This window comes from Cyanobium sp. Cruz CV13-4-11, from assembly GCF_024346055.1.
Lineage (GTDB): Bacteria > Cyanobacteriota > Cyanobacteriia > PCC-6307 > Cyanobiaceae > Cyanobium.
The window spans coordinates 1-15,237 of the sequence record NZ_JAGQCH010000015.1 but is presented as its reverse complement, the minus strand read 5'-3'; the positions used below and the strand labels follow the sequence as shown (position 1 = coordinate 15,237).

The 15,237-nt window shown below is 68.5% G+C and carries 17 protein-coding genes, 1 tRNA gene and 1 other RNA gene; 9 read left to right on the top strand and 10 right to left on the bottom strand.

Annotated elements, in window-relative coordinates; all coding sequences use genetic code 11:
* Positions 1–102: 102 nt before the first annotated feature.
* On the top strand, positions 103–2,004 hold the full coding sequence (gene glmS, locus KBZ12_RS11825) for a glutamine--fructose-6-phosphate transaminase (isomerizing) (RefSeq protein WP_254958172.1): 1,902 nt from the start codon (positions 103–105) through the stop codon (positions 2,002–2,004).
* 224 nt (positions 2,005–2,228) lie between these two features.
* On the opposite strand, the gene KBZ12_RS11820 is transcribed toward glmS, so the two are convergent.
* Together KBZ12_RS11820 and rimM are read right to left on the bottom strand one after the other, a co-directional pair.
* Positions 2,229–3,683 (bottom strand): mannose-1-phosphate guanylyltransferase/mannose-6-phosphate isomerase, encoded by a 1,455-nt coding sequence (locus KBZ12_RS11820; RefSeq protein WP_254958171.1) that lies wholly within the window; start codon positions 3,681–3,683, stop codon positions 2,229–2,231.
* Positions 3,684–3,774: 91 nt separating this feature from the next.
* On the bottom strand, positions 3,775–4,290 hold the full coding sequence (gene rimM / locus KBZ12_RS11815; protein ID WP_254958245.1) for a ribosome maturation factor RimM: 516 nt from the start codon (positions 4,288–4,290) through the stop codon (positions 3,775–3,777).
* Between the two features lie 173 nt (positions 4,291–4,463).
* On the opposite strand from rimM, the gene KBZ12_RS11810 reads away from it, so the two are divergent.
* Complete coding sequence (locus KBZ12_RS11810; RefSeq protein ID WP_254958170.1) at positions 4,464–4,643, top strand: NAD(P)H dehydrogenase subunit NdhS; 180 nt, start codon at positions 4,464–4,466, stop codon at positions 4,641–4,643.
* Here KBZ12_RS11810 and rnc read toward each other — a convergent pair.
* Together rnc and rnpB are read right to left on the bottom strand one after the other, a co-directional pair.
* On the bottom strand, positions 4,621–5,376 hold the full coding sequence (gene rnc, locus KBZ12_RS11805) for a ribonuclease III (protein WP_254958169.1): 756 nt from the start codon (positions 5,374–5,376) through the stop codon (positions 4,621–4,623). The genes KBZ12_RS11810 and rnc overlap by 23 nt on opposite strands.
* 11 nt (positions 5,377–5,387) lie before the next feature.
* An RNA gene (rnpB, locus tag KBZ12_RS11800) (RNase P RNA component class A) lies at positions 5,388–5,809 on the bottom strand.
* A gap of 110 nt (positions 5,810–5,919) precedes the next feature.
* Between rnpB and KBZ12_RS11795 the strand changes: the two genes are divergently transcribed.
* Positions 5,920–5,993 (top strand) — tRNA-Arg (locus KBZ12_RS11795).
* A gap of 26 nt (positions 5,994–6,019) precedes the next feature.
* Here the strand turns inward: KBZ12_RS11795 and KBZ12_RS11790 are convergent.
* From KBZ12_RS11790 to KBZ12_RS11775, 4 genes are all read right to left on the bottom strand, one after another.
* Positions 6,020–6,607 (bottom strand): hypothetical protein, encoded by a 588-nt coding sequence (locus KBZ12_RS11790; RefSeq protein ID WP_254958168.1) that lies wholly within the window; start codon positions 6,605–6,607, stop codon positions 6,020–6,022.
* Between the two features lie 350 nt (positions 6,608–6,957).
* On the bottom strand, positions 6,958–7,119 hold the full coding sequence (locus KBZ12_RS11785) for a hypothetical protein (protein WP_254958167.1): 162 nt from the start codon (positions 7,117–7,119) through the stop codon (positions 6,958–6,960).
* A gap of 68 nt (positions 7,120–7,187) precedes the next feature.
* A complete protein-coding gene (locus KBZ12_RS11780) occupies positions 7,188–7,385 on the bottom strand; it encodes a hypothetical protein (RefSeq protein WP_254958166.1) in 198 nt (65 codons plus the stop codon).
* Between the two features lie 15 nt (positions 7,386–7,400).
* The gene (locus KBZ12_RS11775) at positions 7,401–7,649 is read right to left on the bottom strand and encodes a hypothetical protein (RefSeq protein ID WP_254958165.1); all 249 of its coding nucleotides are present in this window, start codon (positions 7,647–7,649) and stop codon (positions 7,401–7,403) included.
* 431 nt (positions 7,650–8,080) lie between these two features.
* On the opposite strand from KBZ12_RS11775, the gene KBZ12_RS11770 reads away from it, so the two are divergent.
* The 3 genes from KBZ12_RS11770 (at position 8,081) to KBZ12_RS11760 (ending at position 9,255) form a co-directional block, all read left to right on the top strand.
* Positions 8,081–8,281 carry a hypothetical protein gene (locus tag KBZ12_RS11770; protein WP_254958164.1) on the top strand — a complete coding sequence of 67 codons (201 nt, stop codon included), beginning with the start codon at positions 8,081–8,083 and terminating at the stop codon, positions 8,279–8,281.
* A gap of 138 nt (positions 8,282–8,419) precedes the next feature.
* Complete coding sequence (locus KBZ12_RS11765; RefSeq protein ID WP_254958163.1) at positions 8,420–8,737, top strand: hypothetical protein; 318 nt, start codon at positions 8,420–8,422, stop codon at positions 8,735–8,737.
* 38 nt (positions 8,738–8,775) lie between these two features.
* Positions 8,776–9,255: a hypothetical protein gene (locus KBZ12_RS11760; protein WP_254958162.1), complete on the top strand. Its 480-nt coding sequence runs from the start codon at positions 8,776–8,778 to the stop codon at positions 9,253–9,255.
* Between the two features lie 29 nt (positions 9,256–9,284).
* Here KBZ12_RS11760 and KBZ12_RS11755 read toward each other — a convergent pair whose 3' ends face one another.
* A complete protein-coding gene (locus tag KBZ12_RS11755; RefSeq protein ID WP_254958161.1) occupies positions 9,285–11,846 on the bottom strand; it encodes a glycogen/starch/alpha-glucan phosphorylase in 2,562 nt (853 codons plus the stop codon).
* 161 nt (positions 11,847–12,007) lie between these two features.
* On the opposite strand from KBZ12_RS11755, the gene KBZ12_RS11750 reads away from it, so the two are divergent.
* On the top strand, positions 12,008–13,357 hold the full coding sequence (locus KBZ12_RS11750) for a cation:proton antiporter (RefSeq protein WP_254958160.1): 1,350 nt from the start codon (positions 12,008–12,010) through the stop codon (positions 13,355–13,357).
* Between the two features lie 30 nt (positions 13,358–13,387).
* Here the strand turns inward: KBZ12_RS11750 and KBZ12_RS11745 are convergent, their stop codons facing one another.
* A complete protein-coding gene (locus KBZ12_RS11745) occupies positions 13,388–13,708 on the bottom strand; it encodes a hypothetical protein (RefSeq protein WP_254958159.1) in 321 nt (106 codons plus the stop codon).
* Between the two features lie 78 nt (positions 13,709–13,786).
* Between KBZ12_RS11745 and KBZ12_RS11740 the strand changes: the two genes are divergently transcribed.
* Positions 13,787–14,692, top strand: coding sequence for an alpha/beta fold hydrolase (locus KBZ12_RS11740; protein ID WP_254958158.1), 906 nt, complete (start codon positions 13,787–13,789; stop codon positions 14,690–14,692).
* Positions 14,693–14,744: 52 nt separating this feature from the next.
* Positions 14,745–15,237: acyltransferase (locus tag KBZ12_RS11735; protein ID WP_254958157.1), on the top strand; the 493-nt coding region annotated here is incomplete at its 3' end.

The following is a 15,237-nucleotide window of genomic DNA, read 5'->3' as shown; positions in this document are numbered from 1 at the left end:
CTTGCCCGGCGCCAGCGCCGGGCTTTTTTTTGGTCTCGGCCCGTGGCCCTGGCCCCCGGTCCCTGGTCCCCGTCCCCCGTTTCCCGCCGGATTACTTCTTCTATGTGCGGCATCGTTGCCCTGATCGGCTCGCGGGAGGCGGCCCCCCAGCTGCTGGAGGGTCTGCGCCAGCTGGAGTACCGCGGCTACGACTCGGCCGGCATCGCCACCGTTGATGGGGCAGGTTTGCACTGCCTCAAGGCCGAGGGCAAGCTGGTCAACCTGACGGCCCGCTACGAGGAGCGGGGGGCCCCGGGCCAGTGCGGTATCGGCCACACCCGCTGGGCCACCCACGGCAAGCCGGAGGAGCGCAACGCTCACCCGCATCTCGATGGCAGCGGCCAGCTGGCCGTGGTGCAGAACGGCATCATCGAGAACCACCGCAGCCTCCGGGAGCAGCTGCAGGCGGAAGGGGTGGAGTTCCGCTCGGACACCGATACGGAGGTGATCCCCCATCTGCTGTCCCGCCAGCTGCGGCAGCGGCAGGCCGAGGGGGCCAGTGCCTCACCGGCGCTGCTGCTGGAGGCGCTGCAGCAGGTGCTGCCCCTCCTGCACGGGGCCTACGCCTTGGCGGTGGTGTGGGCGGCGGTGCCTGGAGCGGTGGTGGTGGCCCGGCGGCAGGCGCCCCTGCTGATCGGCCTGGGGGAGGGGGAATTCCTCTGCGCCAGCGACACCCCGGCCCTGGCGGGCTTCACCCGCACGATCCTGCCCCTGGAGGACGGGGAGGTGGCCCTGCTGACACCCCTGGGCATCGAGCTCTACGACGCTGCCGGGTCGCGGGTGCAGCGCACCCCCACCCTGCTGGTCGGCACCGAGCACGTGGCGGACAAGCGCAGCTTCCGCCACTTCATGCACAAGGAGATTCACGAGCAACCCGAAACGATGGCCCTGTGGGTGGCCCGCCACCTGCCGGAGGGGGCCCTGGTGGCGCTCCCCCTCGACGAGTCCGTCTACGCGGGGGTGGAGCGGATCCAGATCCTCGCCTGCGGCACCAGCCGCCATGCGGCCCAGGTGGGGGCCCATCTGCTGGAGCAGCTGGCAGGGCTGCCCACGTCGGTGTTCTATGCCAGTGAGTTCCGCTATGCCCCGCCGCCGCTGGAGCCCCACACGCTCACCATCGGCGTCACCCAGTCAGGCGAGACGGCCGACACCCTCGCCGCCCTGGCGATGGAGCAGGACCGGCGCTTCCTGGTGGCCGATCCGGCCTACGCCCCCAGGCTGCTGGGCATCACCAACCGCCCCGAGAGTTCCCTCGGCCGCCTGGTGCCCCACCTGCTCGACATCGGCGCCGGCATCGAAGTGGGGGTGGCCGCCACCAAGACCTTTCTCGGCCAGCTGCTGGCCTTCTACGGCCTGGCCCTGGCCTTCGCCGAGCGTCGGGGCGGCACGGCCCACCCCCTCGGTGGCGGCGGCCGCACCCCCGTCGAGCTGCGGGAGCTGGTGGAGCAGCTGCGGGCGCTGCCGGCGGTGCTGCAGCGGCTGGTCGACGACCATGACCGCTGCTGCGCCGAGCTAGCCCATCTGTTCGCCGACACCCAGGACGTCATCTTCCTGGGGCGGGGCATCAACTACCCGATCGCCATGGAGGGGGCCCTCAAGCTCAAGGAGATCAGCTACATCCACGCCGAGGGCTACCCGGCCGGGGAGATGAAGCACGGCCCGATCGCTTTGCTGGATGCCCGGGTGCCGGTGGTGTCGATCGCCGTGCCGGGAACCGTGTTCGAGAAGGTGCTCTCCAATGCCCAGGAGGCCAAGGCCCGCGATGCCCAGCTGATCGGCGTGGCGCCCGCCTGCCCGGACACCGAACTGTTCGACGTGCTGCTGCCCCTGCCGGAGGTGGACGAGCTGCTCAGCCCCCTGCTCACGGTGATCCCGATGCAGCTGCTCAGCTATCACATCGCCGCCCACCGGGGCCTGGATGTCGATCAGCCGCGGAACCTGGCCAAGAGCGTCACCGTCGAGTGAGGGTGTCGGGCCTGTGACGCCCTGCGGTGGCCGCGCCCGCTGACGCGGGCAACGCCCACCTTCGGGGGTCACAGGCCCGACACCCTCACCGTGGGGGAGTGGCTCCGAGAGCCGGCGGTGGCCTCTACTCCCTTTGCCCTGCTTCGCCCAGCTCCTGCCGGGCTGAGGGCGTCGGCCGTAGGCGGCGTTGCCCGCGGAGCGGGCTCGCCGCCGCAGCGACGCCCTCAGCCCGGGACAGGGGCTGGGGCGTCGCTGCGGCCGTAACGGTCGTCGAAGCGGACGATGTCGTCCTCGCCCAGGTAGGGGCCGCTCTGCACCTCGATCAGCTCCATGGGGATCTTGCCGGGGTTGGTGAGGCGGTGGCGGGCGCCGAGGGGGATGTAGGTGCTTTGGTTCTCGCCCACCAGCTCCTCGACGCCGTCCTTCTCCACCACGGCCGTGCCCCGCACCACCACCCAGTGCTCGGCCCGGTGGTGGTGCATCTGCAGGGAGAGGCTGGCGCCGGGTTTCACCGAGATCTTCTTGACCTGCCAGCGCTCCCCTTCCACCACGCCGTCGTAGTGGCCCCAGGGGCGGTAGATGCGTCGGTGGGCGCGGCTCTCGGGGGCGCCATCCCGCTCCAGCCGGCCGACGATGCCCTTCACCTCCTGGGCCCGGTCGCGGTGGGCGACGAGCACCACGTCGTCGGTTTCGACCACCACCAGATCCTCCAAGCCCAGCCCCACCACCAGGCGGTGTTCGCTGCGCAGATAGCAGTTGTGGCTGCCCTCGCTGATCACCCGGCCCCGCAGCACGTTGCCCTCATGGTCCTGCTGGGAGGTTTCCCAGAGGGCCGCCCAGCTGCCCACGTCGCTCCAGTCGGCATCAAGCGGCAGCACCACGCCCCGCTCGGTCTTCTCCATCACCGCCACGTCGATGGCGATGCTGGGGCCGTTGGCGAAGGCCTCCCGCTCCAGCCGCAGGAACTCCAGGTCGGCGCTGTCCTGCTCCAGGGCGATGCGGCAGGCGCTCACCACCTCGGGGGCGAAGCGCTCCAGCTCCGCCAGGATCGTGCTGGCCCGGAACAGGAACATGCCGCTGTTCCAGGTGAAGCGGCCGGTGGCGAGGAAGGCCTCGGCGGTGGCTTTGTCCGGCTTCTCCACGAAGCGGGCGATCGGCACGGGCGTGGCGGCGGCCATGGGTCCGGCGGCTTCGATGTAGCCGTAGCCCGTTTCGGCGCTGGTGGGCACGATGCCGAAGCTGACCAGCCGGCCGTCGGCCGCTGCCGCCATGCCGGCGGCCACGGTGGCGCGGAAGTCGTCGGCGCGGCGGATCACGTGATCGGCGGCCAGGATCAACAGCAGCGGGTCGTCACCGCGGGCCGTGGCCTGCAGGGCCGCCACCGCCACCGCCGGGGCGGTGTTGCGCCCCACCGGCTCCAGCAGGATCGCCGCCGGCTCCACGCCGATCTGGCGCATCTGTTCGGCCACGATGAAGCGATGGTCCTCGTTGCAGATCAGCAACGGCGGTGCCAGGTCGGGCAGGCCCTGCAGCCGCTGGTGGGTCTGCTGCAGGAGGGTTTCCTCCGTGGTGCCGGCCAGGGGCCAGTACTGCTTGGGGTAGCTGGCCCGGGACAGGGGCCAGAGGCGGGTGCCGGTGCCGCCGCAGAGGATCACCGGAACCAGGGAGGGGGAGGCCATGGATGCCGCGTTGTCCCGCAGGACCATCGATCGGGCCCATTCAACCTGAGGTGGTCCCGGCCGTCAGCGTTCCTGTGCAGCCGCGGCCGATTCAGAGGTCGAGCAGGCCGGGGGGCGGCGTGAGGCCGATCCAGCCCTCCGCCAGGTTCACCTCCGGCACGATCGCCTCCACGAAGGGAATCAGCAACCGCCGGCCCCCCGCCGCGAGCTCCACCTCCAGCAGATCGTTGCCGGCATGGATCAGGTCGGTCACGGTGCCGAGGGACGCCTGCGGCTCCTCCAGCAGCCGCACCTGGAGCCCCACCAGATCGAGCAGGTGGAATTCCCCCGGCTCCAGGCTGGGACGGTCGTTGGCGGGCACCAGCAGGTGCTGGTCCACCAGGGCTTCGGCGGCGGTGCGGTCGCTGACGCCTTCCAGGCGCAGCACGAACAGGTTCTTGCCCGGCAGGGGCCGGCCGGCCAGCAGCCGCACCGGCCGCGGTGCGCCCTTGGGGGCCTGCAGCCAGCGCAAGCCTGGCCTGGTGAAACGTTCGGGGAAGTCGCTGAGGGGCAGCAGGCGCGCCTCACCGCCCATGCCCTGGGCCGCCACGAACCGGCCCACGGCCATCAGCTCCCCCGGATCGGCCCCGGGCGCCTCGTTGCTGGTGTCGGCCACGGCCAGAGCGCTTGCTTCGCGGCGCATCATCGCGTCATGGGCCTTCGCGGTGCCCGCCGCCACCGCAACAGGGCCTCCCGGCACCGATAATGGCCCCACTTGATGCTCCTCCCGGGGCCTCCGCCATGGCCAGCAGCCCGATCCTGCCCGGTTCCACCGTGGTGGTGCGCGATCCCCGCTCCATTTACAACGGCTACCAGGGCTTCGTGCAGCGCATCAGCGGGGCGATGGCGGCGGTGCTGTTCGAAGGCGGTAACTGGGACAAGCTGGTGACCGTGCCCCTCAGCACCCTGGAGTCGGCCTGAGGTCGAAGGTCTCCAGGGCTGCCCTGGCGGCCTGCTGCTCCGCCTCCCGGCGCGATCCGCCCCGGCCCTCGCCGCTGAGGCCAGCCACCTCCACGCGGCATTCGAAGCGCTCAGGATCGCCGTGCACCCGGCTGCGCTCCTGGCAGTGGTAGGAGGGCAGGCCCTGCCCCTGGCCCTGGCTCCATTCCTGCAGCGCCGACTTCCAGTTGTGGCGCAAAGGATCGGCCAGCAGCTCGGCGGCGCTGGCCTGCCAGTGGGGGGCCAGCCAGTGCTGCACAGCCACCAGCCCGCCCTGGGGCCCGCCGCCCACGCTGTAAATGGCGCCCACCAACGCTTCACAGCATTCGGCCAGCACGGTGGCGCGGCCGGCCCGATCGCCGGTGGCCATCGCCCCCAGCAGCAGCACTGGCTCGAGGGCGATGGCGCGGGCCAGATCGCTCAGCCAGCGGTCGGACACCAGCTGGGCCCGCAGGGCTGAGCTGTCGCCCACGCTCAGGGACGGGTGGGCCGAGCGCAGGAACTCGGCGGCCGCCAGGCGCAGCACCGCATCGCCGAGGAACTCCAGGCGGTCGTGATGGCGGGGCAGCCCCGTGGAGCTGTGGGTGAGGGCCTCATCGATGCTGGCCAGGGCGGCGTCGGCGGCGGCGGCATCCAGGGGCAGCAGGCCGTTGCCGCTGCTGAAGCCGAGACTCACCAGAAAGGCCAGGAGCTGCTGGCGGCGCTGGGGCGTCATCGCGGGGCAAGGGGGGAAAGCAGGACGTAAGCCGGGTTCTGTTCTCCCCTGGCGCCAGAGACGCCAGGGGGGGTGATCATCTGTCTGGGACCGCCGTCACCGGCGGCCTCGAGCGGCGCATGGGAATCGGGACGGGGAAGATGGCCAACCGCTGTCCCTGGGCCTTGCTCCCAGCCGGGGTTTACCAAGCCGGCACCTCTCGATGCCGCTGGTGCGCTCTTACCGCACCTTTGCACCCTTGCCTGTGCACCCGGCGAGGCGAACCTCCCACGGGGCCATCGGCGGTGTGTTTCTGTGGCACTGTCCTCACGGTCACCCGCACTGGGCGTTACCCAGCAGGCCTGGCCATTGGGGAGCCCGGACTTTCCTCAACCGGCCGCGGCGGAGACCCGAAGGCCGCACCACACCGATTGCGATCACCTCGCCTGCTTTCTGTCATTCAGATTACCGGCCCGGGGGACGTCAGCCGAACGGTCAGTGACCCAGCCCGCAGGCCTATGATCCATCGCACTGGGAGAGAGGTTCCGCGGCCGATCTCCACGGGGGGCTGTAGCTCAGCCGGATAGAGCGACGGTTTCCTAAACCGTAGGTCGTGGGTTCGAGTCCCGCCAGCCCCGTGCTCCGCAGCATCGGCTCGGAACGGCTAATCCCTGTAGCGAAACATGCCGAGGCGCCGGAAGAATCCGAAGAAAGGGCCGAACTGCTCTGCGATACCCGTGAAAGCGATGGCCATCAGCAAGGCCTGAACGGAATTCCTGGAGGCTTTGGCGATGAACTTCTCCAGTCGTTGGGTACGCAGCACGCCTGCCTGGTAGTTGGCGGCGTTCAGGCGACTGTTGAAGTTGGTGAGCAGCCGCTGCTTGATCCCGGAGAAAGGAGAGTCAAAGCGGGCCGGCACCCGGGGTGGTGATGGCAGGCTGGCGAGGAAACTGCGAAGTTCGGCTTCGTCATTGGCGGCCGTGACACCCAAGATGATCCTGTTGACCAACTGGATGCTCTCTTTTTCCGTGGCCTGAACAGCACCAATGGCACGGTGTCCGGCATAAACTGAAAGGGAATGATCAGGAGCAGCAGAACCGCAAATCAGCCGGATACCCGCTTCAGAAAGTCCGATCGCTGTTGAAGTTTTGCATTGCGGGGATTCAGCAGGAGCGCCCCGCAGACGAGCAGGCTGCCAAGCAGCAGGGAGGTCGTTCCGGCGAGGATGGCGCTGATCACCTGCAACTGCCATTCCGGCCAGATCAGCCTGACGGGCAGGGAGGTGAACACCACACCGCTCAGGGTCGTACCGATGAGGATCCAGCCGATGAGTGCAAACCAGCGGGAGGCTGTGATGGCTGGCTTGGGGGAGGTCTGGCCTCTGATGCTGGCAGATTCCGTCTTTGTCACTGTTTCTGCAGACGACGGGCCATCTGGCTCGTAGTGCTGATCATCCAGGACGGCCCCACAACCTTACCCCTTGCCAAGCTTGCTGTCTCGCCTGCGGCGCTGGCCGCTGTGAATGGGCAAAAAAAGCCTCTCCCGGAAGGGAGAGGCGAATGGAACGAGGGTTTTCCCTTGCGGGAGAACTCCTGGTGAGAATCAGGCGGCCTGGCGGACGCGCTGGCGGAGCTTGCGGGAGAGGCCGAAGGCCACACCGGCACCCAGGATGGGCAGAGGGCCGGGGACTTCGTTGCCGGAGCGCCGCTGGGTCAGCGAGAGGCCAACCGAGTTGACCAGGGCGGCGTTCGGGCCACCAGCCACGTCGAAGGACTGTGTGAAGACCGCGGAGGTGATGCCAGGGCCGAAGAAGCTTTCCAGGCTCGGGTTGCTCAGGGGGGGCTGCCGTAAGTCGCCGGGGCGATGGCAGGGTTGGAGGTCACCGTGGTGGAGATGGAGCCGTTGGTGAAGGTGCTGCCCGTGATGTTGGACTGGGCCTTCCAGAACTCATTCCCTTGGGCAAGGCCGATGGGGTTGACACTCACCGTGTAGCTGAAGAAGCCGGACGAGTTGGTGCGTTGGACGGGCAAGAAGTTGTACTGGAACTAATATTCGAAATCAGTGACTTGGGTGAAGAGCATCCGATCGGACGCATCAACGACCATCCCACTGAAGTCGAAGTTGGTGAGGGTCTTGTCGCCGACGGTGATGTCGCCGCCGTAGCAGGTGCCGGCGATGATCTCGCTGACAGCGCAGTCGATGAAGTCGCCGGGAGCCGGCTCGGCAGCCGTCGACTCACCGGATTGGATGGCCAGAGCAGCCGTCACCGCCAAGAGGCCGGCCTTGGCCGCCATCCAGGGTCTGAAACGGGGATGGGTCGGGAACATGGTTTGTGGTGGGTGGTACGGAGAGGCTTGGGGGAAAGTTGGCCCAAGCCTCGGTGAGGCGAACTTGGCCAAGGCTTTCACCATGCCACAAGAATGAGCCTTCTTTCAGCGGCCTGTCATCGAGCCTTCACTTTGATCTGCCGCGGCCCCGGCCAGGTGAGCGTCTGCGGGCCTGATCCGGCCAGGGACTCCAGGCTCCCACTGGAGTCTCCTGGGCTGGCAGCGTGCGCCCTGCCGGGCCAGGAGGGCAAGGGGGGGCTGGATCTCAGCCGGTCAGGGCGACGATTTCCTGGGCCGGAGCCCGTGGGTAGACCTCCCGCCAGCCCCGCAGCCCCGGCAGGGACGGCTTGCGGCGGGCCAGGGCCAGCCTAGATTTTTCTTGAGAATTTCTTAAGGCCATGGCTCCCCGTCCCCTGCCTTCCCCCTGGCGGGCCGTCCCTGCCGCCTTCCTCGCCGGTGCGGTCGTCGCCTCGGGTGTCGCCGTCGCCCAGCAGCCCAACATGCAGAACGCCCTGAATGCGCTGTTCAGCGCCCGGTCGTCCCTGCAGATGGCCGCCCCAATAAAGGTGGCCACCGTGACCGGGCGATCACCCTGGTGAATCAGGCGATCGCAGAGGTGGAGGCCGGCATCGCCTACGCCGGCAACTGAACCCTGGCCTGGCCGTAACGAGCGCTACCACTGGTGGGCTTCCCAAAGCGGACGCTCCCGCTAGCGTGGCCCCAGTCGTCAGCAGTGGATGACCCAGCTTCACGACCTGCGCCTGCGCCTGCTGGTGCAACAGGAGAGCGAGGCCATCGCCCATGCCCATCCCGATGAACTGGATCTCTCGGTGGTGCAGGCCCGCTGCCTTTGCTGGCTGGCCCTGCTGGCCGACGCCCATGAGGAGCAGGCCAGCGATGCCGAACGCCGCTGCGACGTCGAACAGGCCATGGGCTGGTTTGCCGATTCCATGCGCCTGCGCGATGTGATTCAGGTGGTCAGCTCGATTGAAATTCCCCTGCCGCTGCTCAGTGAGGCGGGCGATCGGCCCGATCAGGACCCCCTGGCGGCCTGACGGTGCCATGATGGTCGTTGAATGAAAGAAGGGACGCGGTGCCAGAAGAGCCCTGCCAATGTCCTGATTGCCAGCGGTTCTATCGGGAACACGACCGGCTGATCCGCGAAAACCCCAGTCTCCGTCAGCAGCAGGAGCTCAACTGGGCCGCCCTGCAGTCGTTCCGAACCCTGGCCGGCCGTGTGCTGGAGGAGCTCCAGAAGCAGCACGGCGACGGCGACGCCCCCCCCAACCCTGTGGCCCCCGAACCCGGACTCCAGGAGGCCAGTGGCGAGGCCCCGCCCGAAAGCGACGCCATCCAGCAGGCCATGGCCGATCTGGAGAACATCAACGCCCACCTGTTCTCGATCGAGGCCCTGATGGAGCGCATCTTCGATGTGAGGGTGCCCGAGCCCGTGGAGCAGACCTTCCGGGAGGTGGCCGGTGAACTGGCGCCCGACCCCCTCAACGCCGACCGCCTGCGTCTCAACCGCCTGCTGCACCAGACCCCTGACCTGCCCGATCACCGGGGCGCTTGAGCCGCCCCCCCTCCTGTTTCAGGCCACCCTCACTGGGCCGCCGGCAGCTTGCGCCCCTTGGCCGGAAACTCGTCGATCTCGCAGGTGATGGTCACGGGAAATTCCTCCGTCTGCCAGATCCGTTCGCTGTACTCCCGGATTGAGCGATCCGAGGAGAACAGGCCACTGCGGGCGGTGTTCAGCAGGGACATCCGGTTCCAGCGCGGTCGGTCGCTCCAGGCGTCGCTGACGGCCTGCTGGGCCTGCAGGTAGGCCTCGAAGTCGGCCAGCACGAAGAACGGGTCATGCCCCGTGAGATTGTCCAACAGCGGCCGGAACAGCTCTTTGTCGCCATTGCTGAAGTGGCCGCTTTCGATCAGGTGCAGCACCTCCGGCAGCTCCGGGGTGGAGGCGATCAACTCCCAGGGCCGGTAGCCCTCGTGTCTGAGGGCGGCGATGCCTTCGGTGGTGCGGCCGAAGAGGAAGAAGTTGTCGGCCCCCACCTGCTCGCGGATTTCCACGTTCGCCCCATCGAGGGTGCCGATGGTGAGGGCTCCGTTCATCATGAATTTCATGTTGCCGGTGCCGGAGGCTTCCAGGCCGGCAGTGGAGATCTGCTCGGAGAGGTCGGCGGCGGGGTAGACGCGCTCACCGAGCTTGACGTTGTAATCGGCCAGGAAGATGACGCGCAGGCGTCCGTCCATGTCGGGGTCGGCGTTCACCACATCGGCGATGCCGTTGATGAAGCGGATGATCAGCTTGGCCATGGCATAGCCCGGGGCGGCCTTGCCGCCGAAGATCACGGTGCGGGGGGCGAGGCCATCGGCGCGTCCGTTCTTGATGCGCAGGTACTGGGCGATCACCTGGAGGGCGTTGAGGTGCTGGCGCTTGTACTCGTGGATGCGCTTCACCTGCACGTCGAACATCGAGGCCGGATCCACCAGCACGCCCGTGTGGCGATGGATGTAGTTGGTGAGGTGGCGCTTCACCGACAGCTTGGTGGCCCCCCAGTTCTCGAGGAAGCCGCTGTCGTCGGCGTAGCGCTCCAGCTGGCGCAGCTCATCGAGGTTGCGCACCCAGCCGTTGCCGATCGAGGCATCGAGCAGGGCCGAAAGCTGGGGGTTGGCCAGGGCCACCCAGCGGCGTGGTGTCACGCCATTGGTGACGTTCGTGAACTTCTCGGGCCAGAGGGCGGCGAACTCGGGGAACAGGTCCTGCTTGACCAGGGCGCTGTGCAGGGCGGCGACGCCGTTGACGTGGTGGGAGCCGACGGTGGCGAGGTGGGCCATGCGCACGGCCTTGTCTCCGGCTTCATCGATGATCGACAGGCGGCGCAGCACGGCGTCGTTGCCGGGGTACCTGAGTCGCACTTGCTGGAGGAAGCGGCGGTTGATCTCGAAGATCAGCTCCAGGTGGCGGGGCAACAGGGAGCCGAACAGATCGAGGCCCCACTTCTCGAGGGCCTCGGGCAGCAGGGTGTGGTTGGTGTAGGAGAGGCAGGCGGTGGTGATGGCCCAGGCGGCGTCCCACTCCAGGTGCTTGTCGTCGAGCAGCAGCCGCATCAGCTCGGCGACGGCGATCGAGGGGTGGGTGTCGTTGAGCTGGACGGCCCAGTGCTGGGGGAAGTCCTGGATGGGAATGCCGCGGGCATCGAGGCTGCGGATCATGTCCTGCAGCGAGCAGCTGACGAAGAAGTGCTGCTGCTTGAGGCGCAGCTGGCGGCCCTTGGCGGTGCCGTCGTTGGGATACAACACCTTGCAGAGGGTCTCTGAGCCCACCTTCTCCTCCACGGCGCCGTAGTAGTCGCCGCTGTTGAAGGCATAGAAGTCGAAGGACTCGGTGGCATCGGCCCGCCAGAGGCGCAGCCGGTCGCAGGTGTTGACCCGGTAGCCCAGCACCGGCACGTCGTGGGGGACGCCGATGGCGTGCTCGGCGGGAATCCAGCGCACCCGGTAGGCGCCGTTCTGGTCGCGGTAGCTCTCCGTGTGGCCGCCGAAGCCCACGAAACAGGCCTGGTCGGGGTGGGGGATTTCCCAGGGCCAGCCGGCCTTGAGCCACTTGTCGGTGATCTCCACCTGCCAGCCGTCGCGGATGAGCTGGTCGAAGATGCCGAATTCGTAGCGGATGCCGTAGCCGGTGGCGGGGATCTCGAGGGAGGCAAGGGATTCGAGGAAGCAGGCGGCCAGGCGGCCCAGTCCGCCATTGCCCAGGCCCGGCTCCTCCTCCACGTCGAGGATCTCCTCGATGTCGTTGATGCCGAACTGCTTGAGGGCTTCGGCGGCTTCCTCCTGGATGCCGAGCATCAGCAGGTTGTTGCCGAGCTGGGGGCCGATCAGAAATTCGGCCGAGAGGTAGGCCACGATCCGCTTGGGATTGGCGGAGATCGCTTCGATGCCCGCCAGGTAGCGGGTCATCAGCCGGTCACGCACGGCGTAACTGAGCGCCATGTAGAGGTCGTGGCGGCTGGCGCTGGGGGCGAGCTTGCCGAGTGTGTAGAAGAGGTGTTCGGTCATGCCGTCGAACACATCCGTCGCCGTCAGGCCGCTGCGATCGGGGTCCGCGAAGCACCCGGGTGTGGGCAGGCTCAGGTTGCGGGGTTGTAGGTCGGTCATGGCGGTCGGCGCGCGGTGGTCCCTCAGGCACAGGTCTTGCCGTGCGTTTCCAGACCGTAGCGGTGGTTGCCATTCCTCCCGCCCGGCCTGTTGGGAGATCAGCAACGGAACACGTGACCGACGCTGACGCCCTTAGCGTCTTTTCGCCACTGATTTCGTTCATGGTCGCGCCCAGCCTGCTGCTCGAGGTCGGCAGCACCCAGATCGAGACGGTGGAAACCCTGCTGCAGGTGGGGCTCTACCTGGTGATCTTCCTGACGGCCAGGGCCCTGGCCGAGCTGATGGTGCGCCTCAAGCTGCCCACGATCCTCGGGGAACTGGTGGCGGGTGTGGTGATCGGCGTCACCGGTCTGCACCTGATCCTGCCGCCGGCCGTTCACGCCGAGATCAACCAGGTCATGCTCGATCTTGTCGGCTCCTGCGCCGGCGTCAGCCCCGAGACGGTGGCTGAGATCTACACCGAGAGCTTCCCCTCCCTGGAGGCCACCTCCAAGCTCGGCCTCTATGCCCTGCTGTTTCTCACGGGCCTGGAAAGCGAACTCGACGAGCTGATGGCCGTGGGCCAGCAGGCCACCACCGTGGCCCTCACCGGCGTGGTGCTGCCCTTCGCCCTGGGCACGGCCGGTCTGGTCCTCCTCTTCCATGTGCCGCTGTTCCCGGCGGTGTTCGCCGGCGCCTCGATGACCGCCACCAGCATCGGCATCACCGCCAGCGTCTTCGGCGAACTGAAGTTCCTCAAGACCCGGGAAGGCCAGACCGTGATCGGCGCCGCCGTGCTCGACGACATCTTCGGCATCGTGATCCTGGCGGTGGTGGTGGCCCTGGCCGGTGACGGGGTGATCGCCGCCGGTCCGATCCTGCAGCTGGTGCTGGCGGCGGCGGTGTTCGTGGCCGTGGCCCTGTTCCTGAGCCGCACCGGTGCGCCGGTCTTCGACTGGGTCCTCGATCGCCTCAAGGCGCCGGGGGAAGTGGTGGTGGCCGGTTTCGTGGTGCTGGGCCTGTGCTGCTTCGTCGCCGAGGCCATCGGCCTCGAGGCGGCCCTGGGGGCCTTTGCCGCCGGCCTGATCCTCAGTGCCTCCAAGCACACCAAGGCGATCCAGCAGTCGGTGAAGCCCCTGGTGGCCCTGTTCGCCACGGTGTTCTTCGTGTTGATCGGCAGCGCCCTCGACCTGTCGGTGATGAATCCCCTCAACCCTGCCAACCGCGAAGGGCTGGTGGTGGCCCTGTTCCTGCTGGCCGTCGCCATCGCCGGCAAGGTGGCCGCCGGTTGGAGCTACCTCAGCAAGGAGAAGACCAACCGGCTGGTGGTGGGCCTGGGGATGATGCCCCGCGGCGAGGTCGGTCTGATCTTCCTGGGTCTGGGCAGCCAGGCTGGCATCCTCTCGGCGCCCCTGGAGGCGGCCATCCTGCTGATGGTGATCGGCACCACCTTCCTGGCGCCGTTGTTGCTGCGCCTGGCGCTCAGCGGCGTCGAGGTCCCCGCCGAGGGCTCCACCGAACAGGCCGCCTGATCCCCTGGCCGCCGGCAGGGACGACCGGCTTCAGCGCTGCCGGTCGTCCCTGCCGGCGGCCAGGCTGAGCGAGAGGCCCCCCAGCACGGCGATCAGGCCCAGGCTTCCGGCCCAGCCGGGGCCGAGGGCCCAGCTCAGCACCAGCTCCGCCACCAGTCCCACCGCCAGGGCCAGCAGCAGGCTGCTGCCCACCAGCACCAGTTGCTGCAGCCCTTCCTCCAGGGAACCCTCAGCCAGGGCCTGCTCCAGCCGGCCCAGCGGCACGCTCAGGGGCAGGTAAAGGGCCAGGGCCCACAGGGCCACCCCCGGCAGCAACGGGCTCAGGTCGGCGAAGGTGAAGGCGTCGGACATCTCGGCAGGCGCAGGGGGCGGGGCCGCACGCTGGCCGGGCTTCCTAGCATCGTCCTTCACCGCTACGCCCCTGCGTCCATGGCTTCGTCACCCGAAACCCCCTGGCAGTTCCTGGGCCATCGGGTGCACGCCGTGCGCGCGGCTCCGCAGCAGCCCACCGGGCCGGCCGTCCTCTTAGTGCACGGCTTCGGCGCCTCCACCGATCACTGGCGCTTCAATATCCCCGTACTGGCCCTCACCCATGAGGTCCATGCCATCGATCTGCTGGGCTTCGGCCGCAGCGCCAAACCCGCTGGCCTCACCTACGGCGGCGCCCTCTGGCGCGACCAGCTCTGCGCCTATGTGGAGGAGCGGATCGGCCGGCCCACGGTGCTGGTGGGGAACTCCCTCGGCGGCTTTGCCGCCCTGGCTGCCGGCGCCGCCCTGGGCGAGCGGGCCGCGGGCGTGGCGCTGCTGAACGCCGCCGGCCCCTTCAGCGACGAGCAGCAGCCACCCCAGGGGTGGGGGGCCATCGCCCGCCAGACGATCGGGTCGGCCCTGCTGCGCAGCCCTGTGCTGCAGCGCCTCCTGTTCGAGAACATGCGCCGCCCCGCCACGGTGCGCCGCACCCTGAATCAGGTCTATCTCGACCGCACCAATGTCGATGACGAGCTGGTGGAGGCGATCCTGCGGCCTTCGCGGGATCCGGGGGCCTTCGGCGTGTTCCGCACCGTCTTCGACATCCCTCGCGGCCAGCCCCTCGACGAACTCTTCGCCGGACTGACGGCGCCGTTGCTGCTCCTCTGGGGCATCCGCGACCCCTGGATCAACGCGGCCGGCCGCCGGGCCAGCTTCCAGCGGCACGCGCCGGCCCGCACGACCGAAGTGGTGCTCGAGGCCGGCCACTGCCCCCACGACGAGGTGCCCGACCAGGTGAACAGGGCCCTGCTGGAGTGGCTGGCGGGTCTGGTGGAAAGCCCGGTTGCCGCGCTGACCGCCAGCTGAACCCGGCGGCGGCGGCTGGTCTGTACATTTCCCTCCACACAGGGGGGCAGGATTGGTCGCCGCCGTCACGAGCACCGGAGCCGCCCTGGCGGCGAGCGGCAAGGCGGCCGGGGTTGGTGGCAAGGTGGGCGGCTTTGCCTACCGGCCGGATATCGATGCGCTGCGTGGTGCGGCGATGCTGGCGGTGCTGGTGTTCCACCTGAACAAGGGTTGGCTGCCTGGTGGGTTCACGGGCGTGGACATCTTCTTCGTGATTTCGGGCTACGTGGTGATGGGCTCGTTGCTGGGCCAGGCCAGCAAGCCGTTCTGGCCGCGGTTGGGGACGTTCTACCTGCGGCGGCTGCGGCGGCTGCTGCCGAACCTGCTGGCGTGCCTGGCTGTGACGAGCCTGGCTGTGGCGGCGTTGATCCCGCCCTTCGAGAGCGGGCCCTACTTCAACGCGGCCCTGAAGGCGCTGTTCGGATGGTCGAACAATTTCCTGATGGGGCAGATCGATTACTTCAATCCGGATGCGGATCTGAACCCGTTTCTGCACACCTGGTCGC

Bases quoted from the DNA above. Each gene is read 5' to 3' on its own strand.
- KBZ12_RS11740 (WP_254958158.1), top strand. From the start codon at position 13,787: ATGGCTTCGTCACCCGAAACCCCCTGGCAGTTCCTGGGCCATCGGGTG.
- KBZ12_RS11810 (WP_254958170.1), top strand. From the start codon at position 4,464: ATGGCCAGCAGCCCGATCCTGCCCGGTTCCACCGTGGTGGTGCGCGAT.
- KBZ12_RS11770 (WP_254958164.1), top strand. From the start codon at position 8,081: ATGGCTCCCCGTCCCCTGCCTTCCCCCTGGCGGGCCGTCCCTGCCGCC.
- KBZ12_RS11790 (WP_254958168.1), bottom strand. From the start codon at position 6,607: ATGGCAGTTGCAGGTGATCAGCGCCATCCTCGCCGGAACGACCTCCCT.
- KBZ12_RS11765 (WP_254958163.1), top strand. From the start codon at position 8,420: ATGACCCAGCTTCACGACCTGCGCCTGCGCCTGCTGGTGCAACAGGAG.
- KBZ12_RS11820 (WP_254958171.1), bottom strand. From the start codon at position 3,683: ATGGCCTCCCCCTCCCTGGTTCCGGTGATCCTCTGCGGCGGCACCGGC.
- KBZ12_RS11750 (WP_254958160.1), top strand. From the start codon at position 12,008: ATGGTCGCGCCCAGCCTGCTGCTCGAGGTCGGCAGCACCCAGATCGAG.
- glmS (WP_254958172.1), top strand. From the start codon at position 103: ATGTGCGGCATCGTTGCCCTGATCGGCTCGCGGGAGGCGGCCCCCCAG.
- rnc (WP_254958169.1), bottom strand. From the start codon at position 5,376: ATGACGCCCCAGCGCCGCCAGCAGCTCCTGGCCTTTCTGGTGAGTCTC.
- rimM (WP_254958245.1), bottom strand. From the start codon at position 4,290: ATGGCCGTGGGCCGGTTCGTGGCGGCCCAGGGCATGGGCGGTGAGGCG.
- KBZ12_RS11745 (WP_254958159.1), bottom strand. From the start codon at position 13,708: ATGTCCGACGCCTTCACCTTCGCCGACCTGAGCCCGTTGCTGCCGGGG.
- KBZ12_RS11775 (WP_254958165.1), bottom strand. From the start codon at position 7,649: ATGGCGGCCAAGGCCGGCCTCTTGGCGGTGACGGCTGCTCTGGCCATC.
- KBZ12_RS11755 (WP_254958161.1), bottom strand. From the start codon at position 11,846: ATGACCGACCTACAACCCCGCAACCTGAGCCTGCCCACACCCGGGTGC.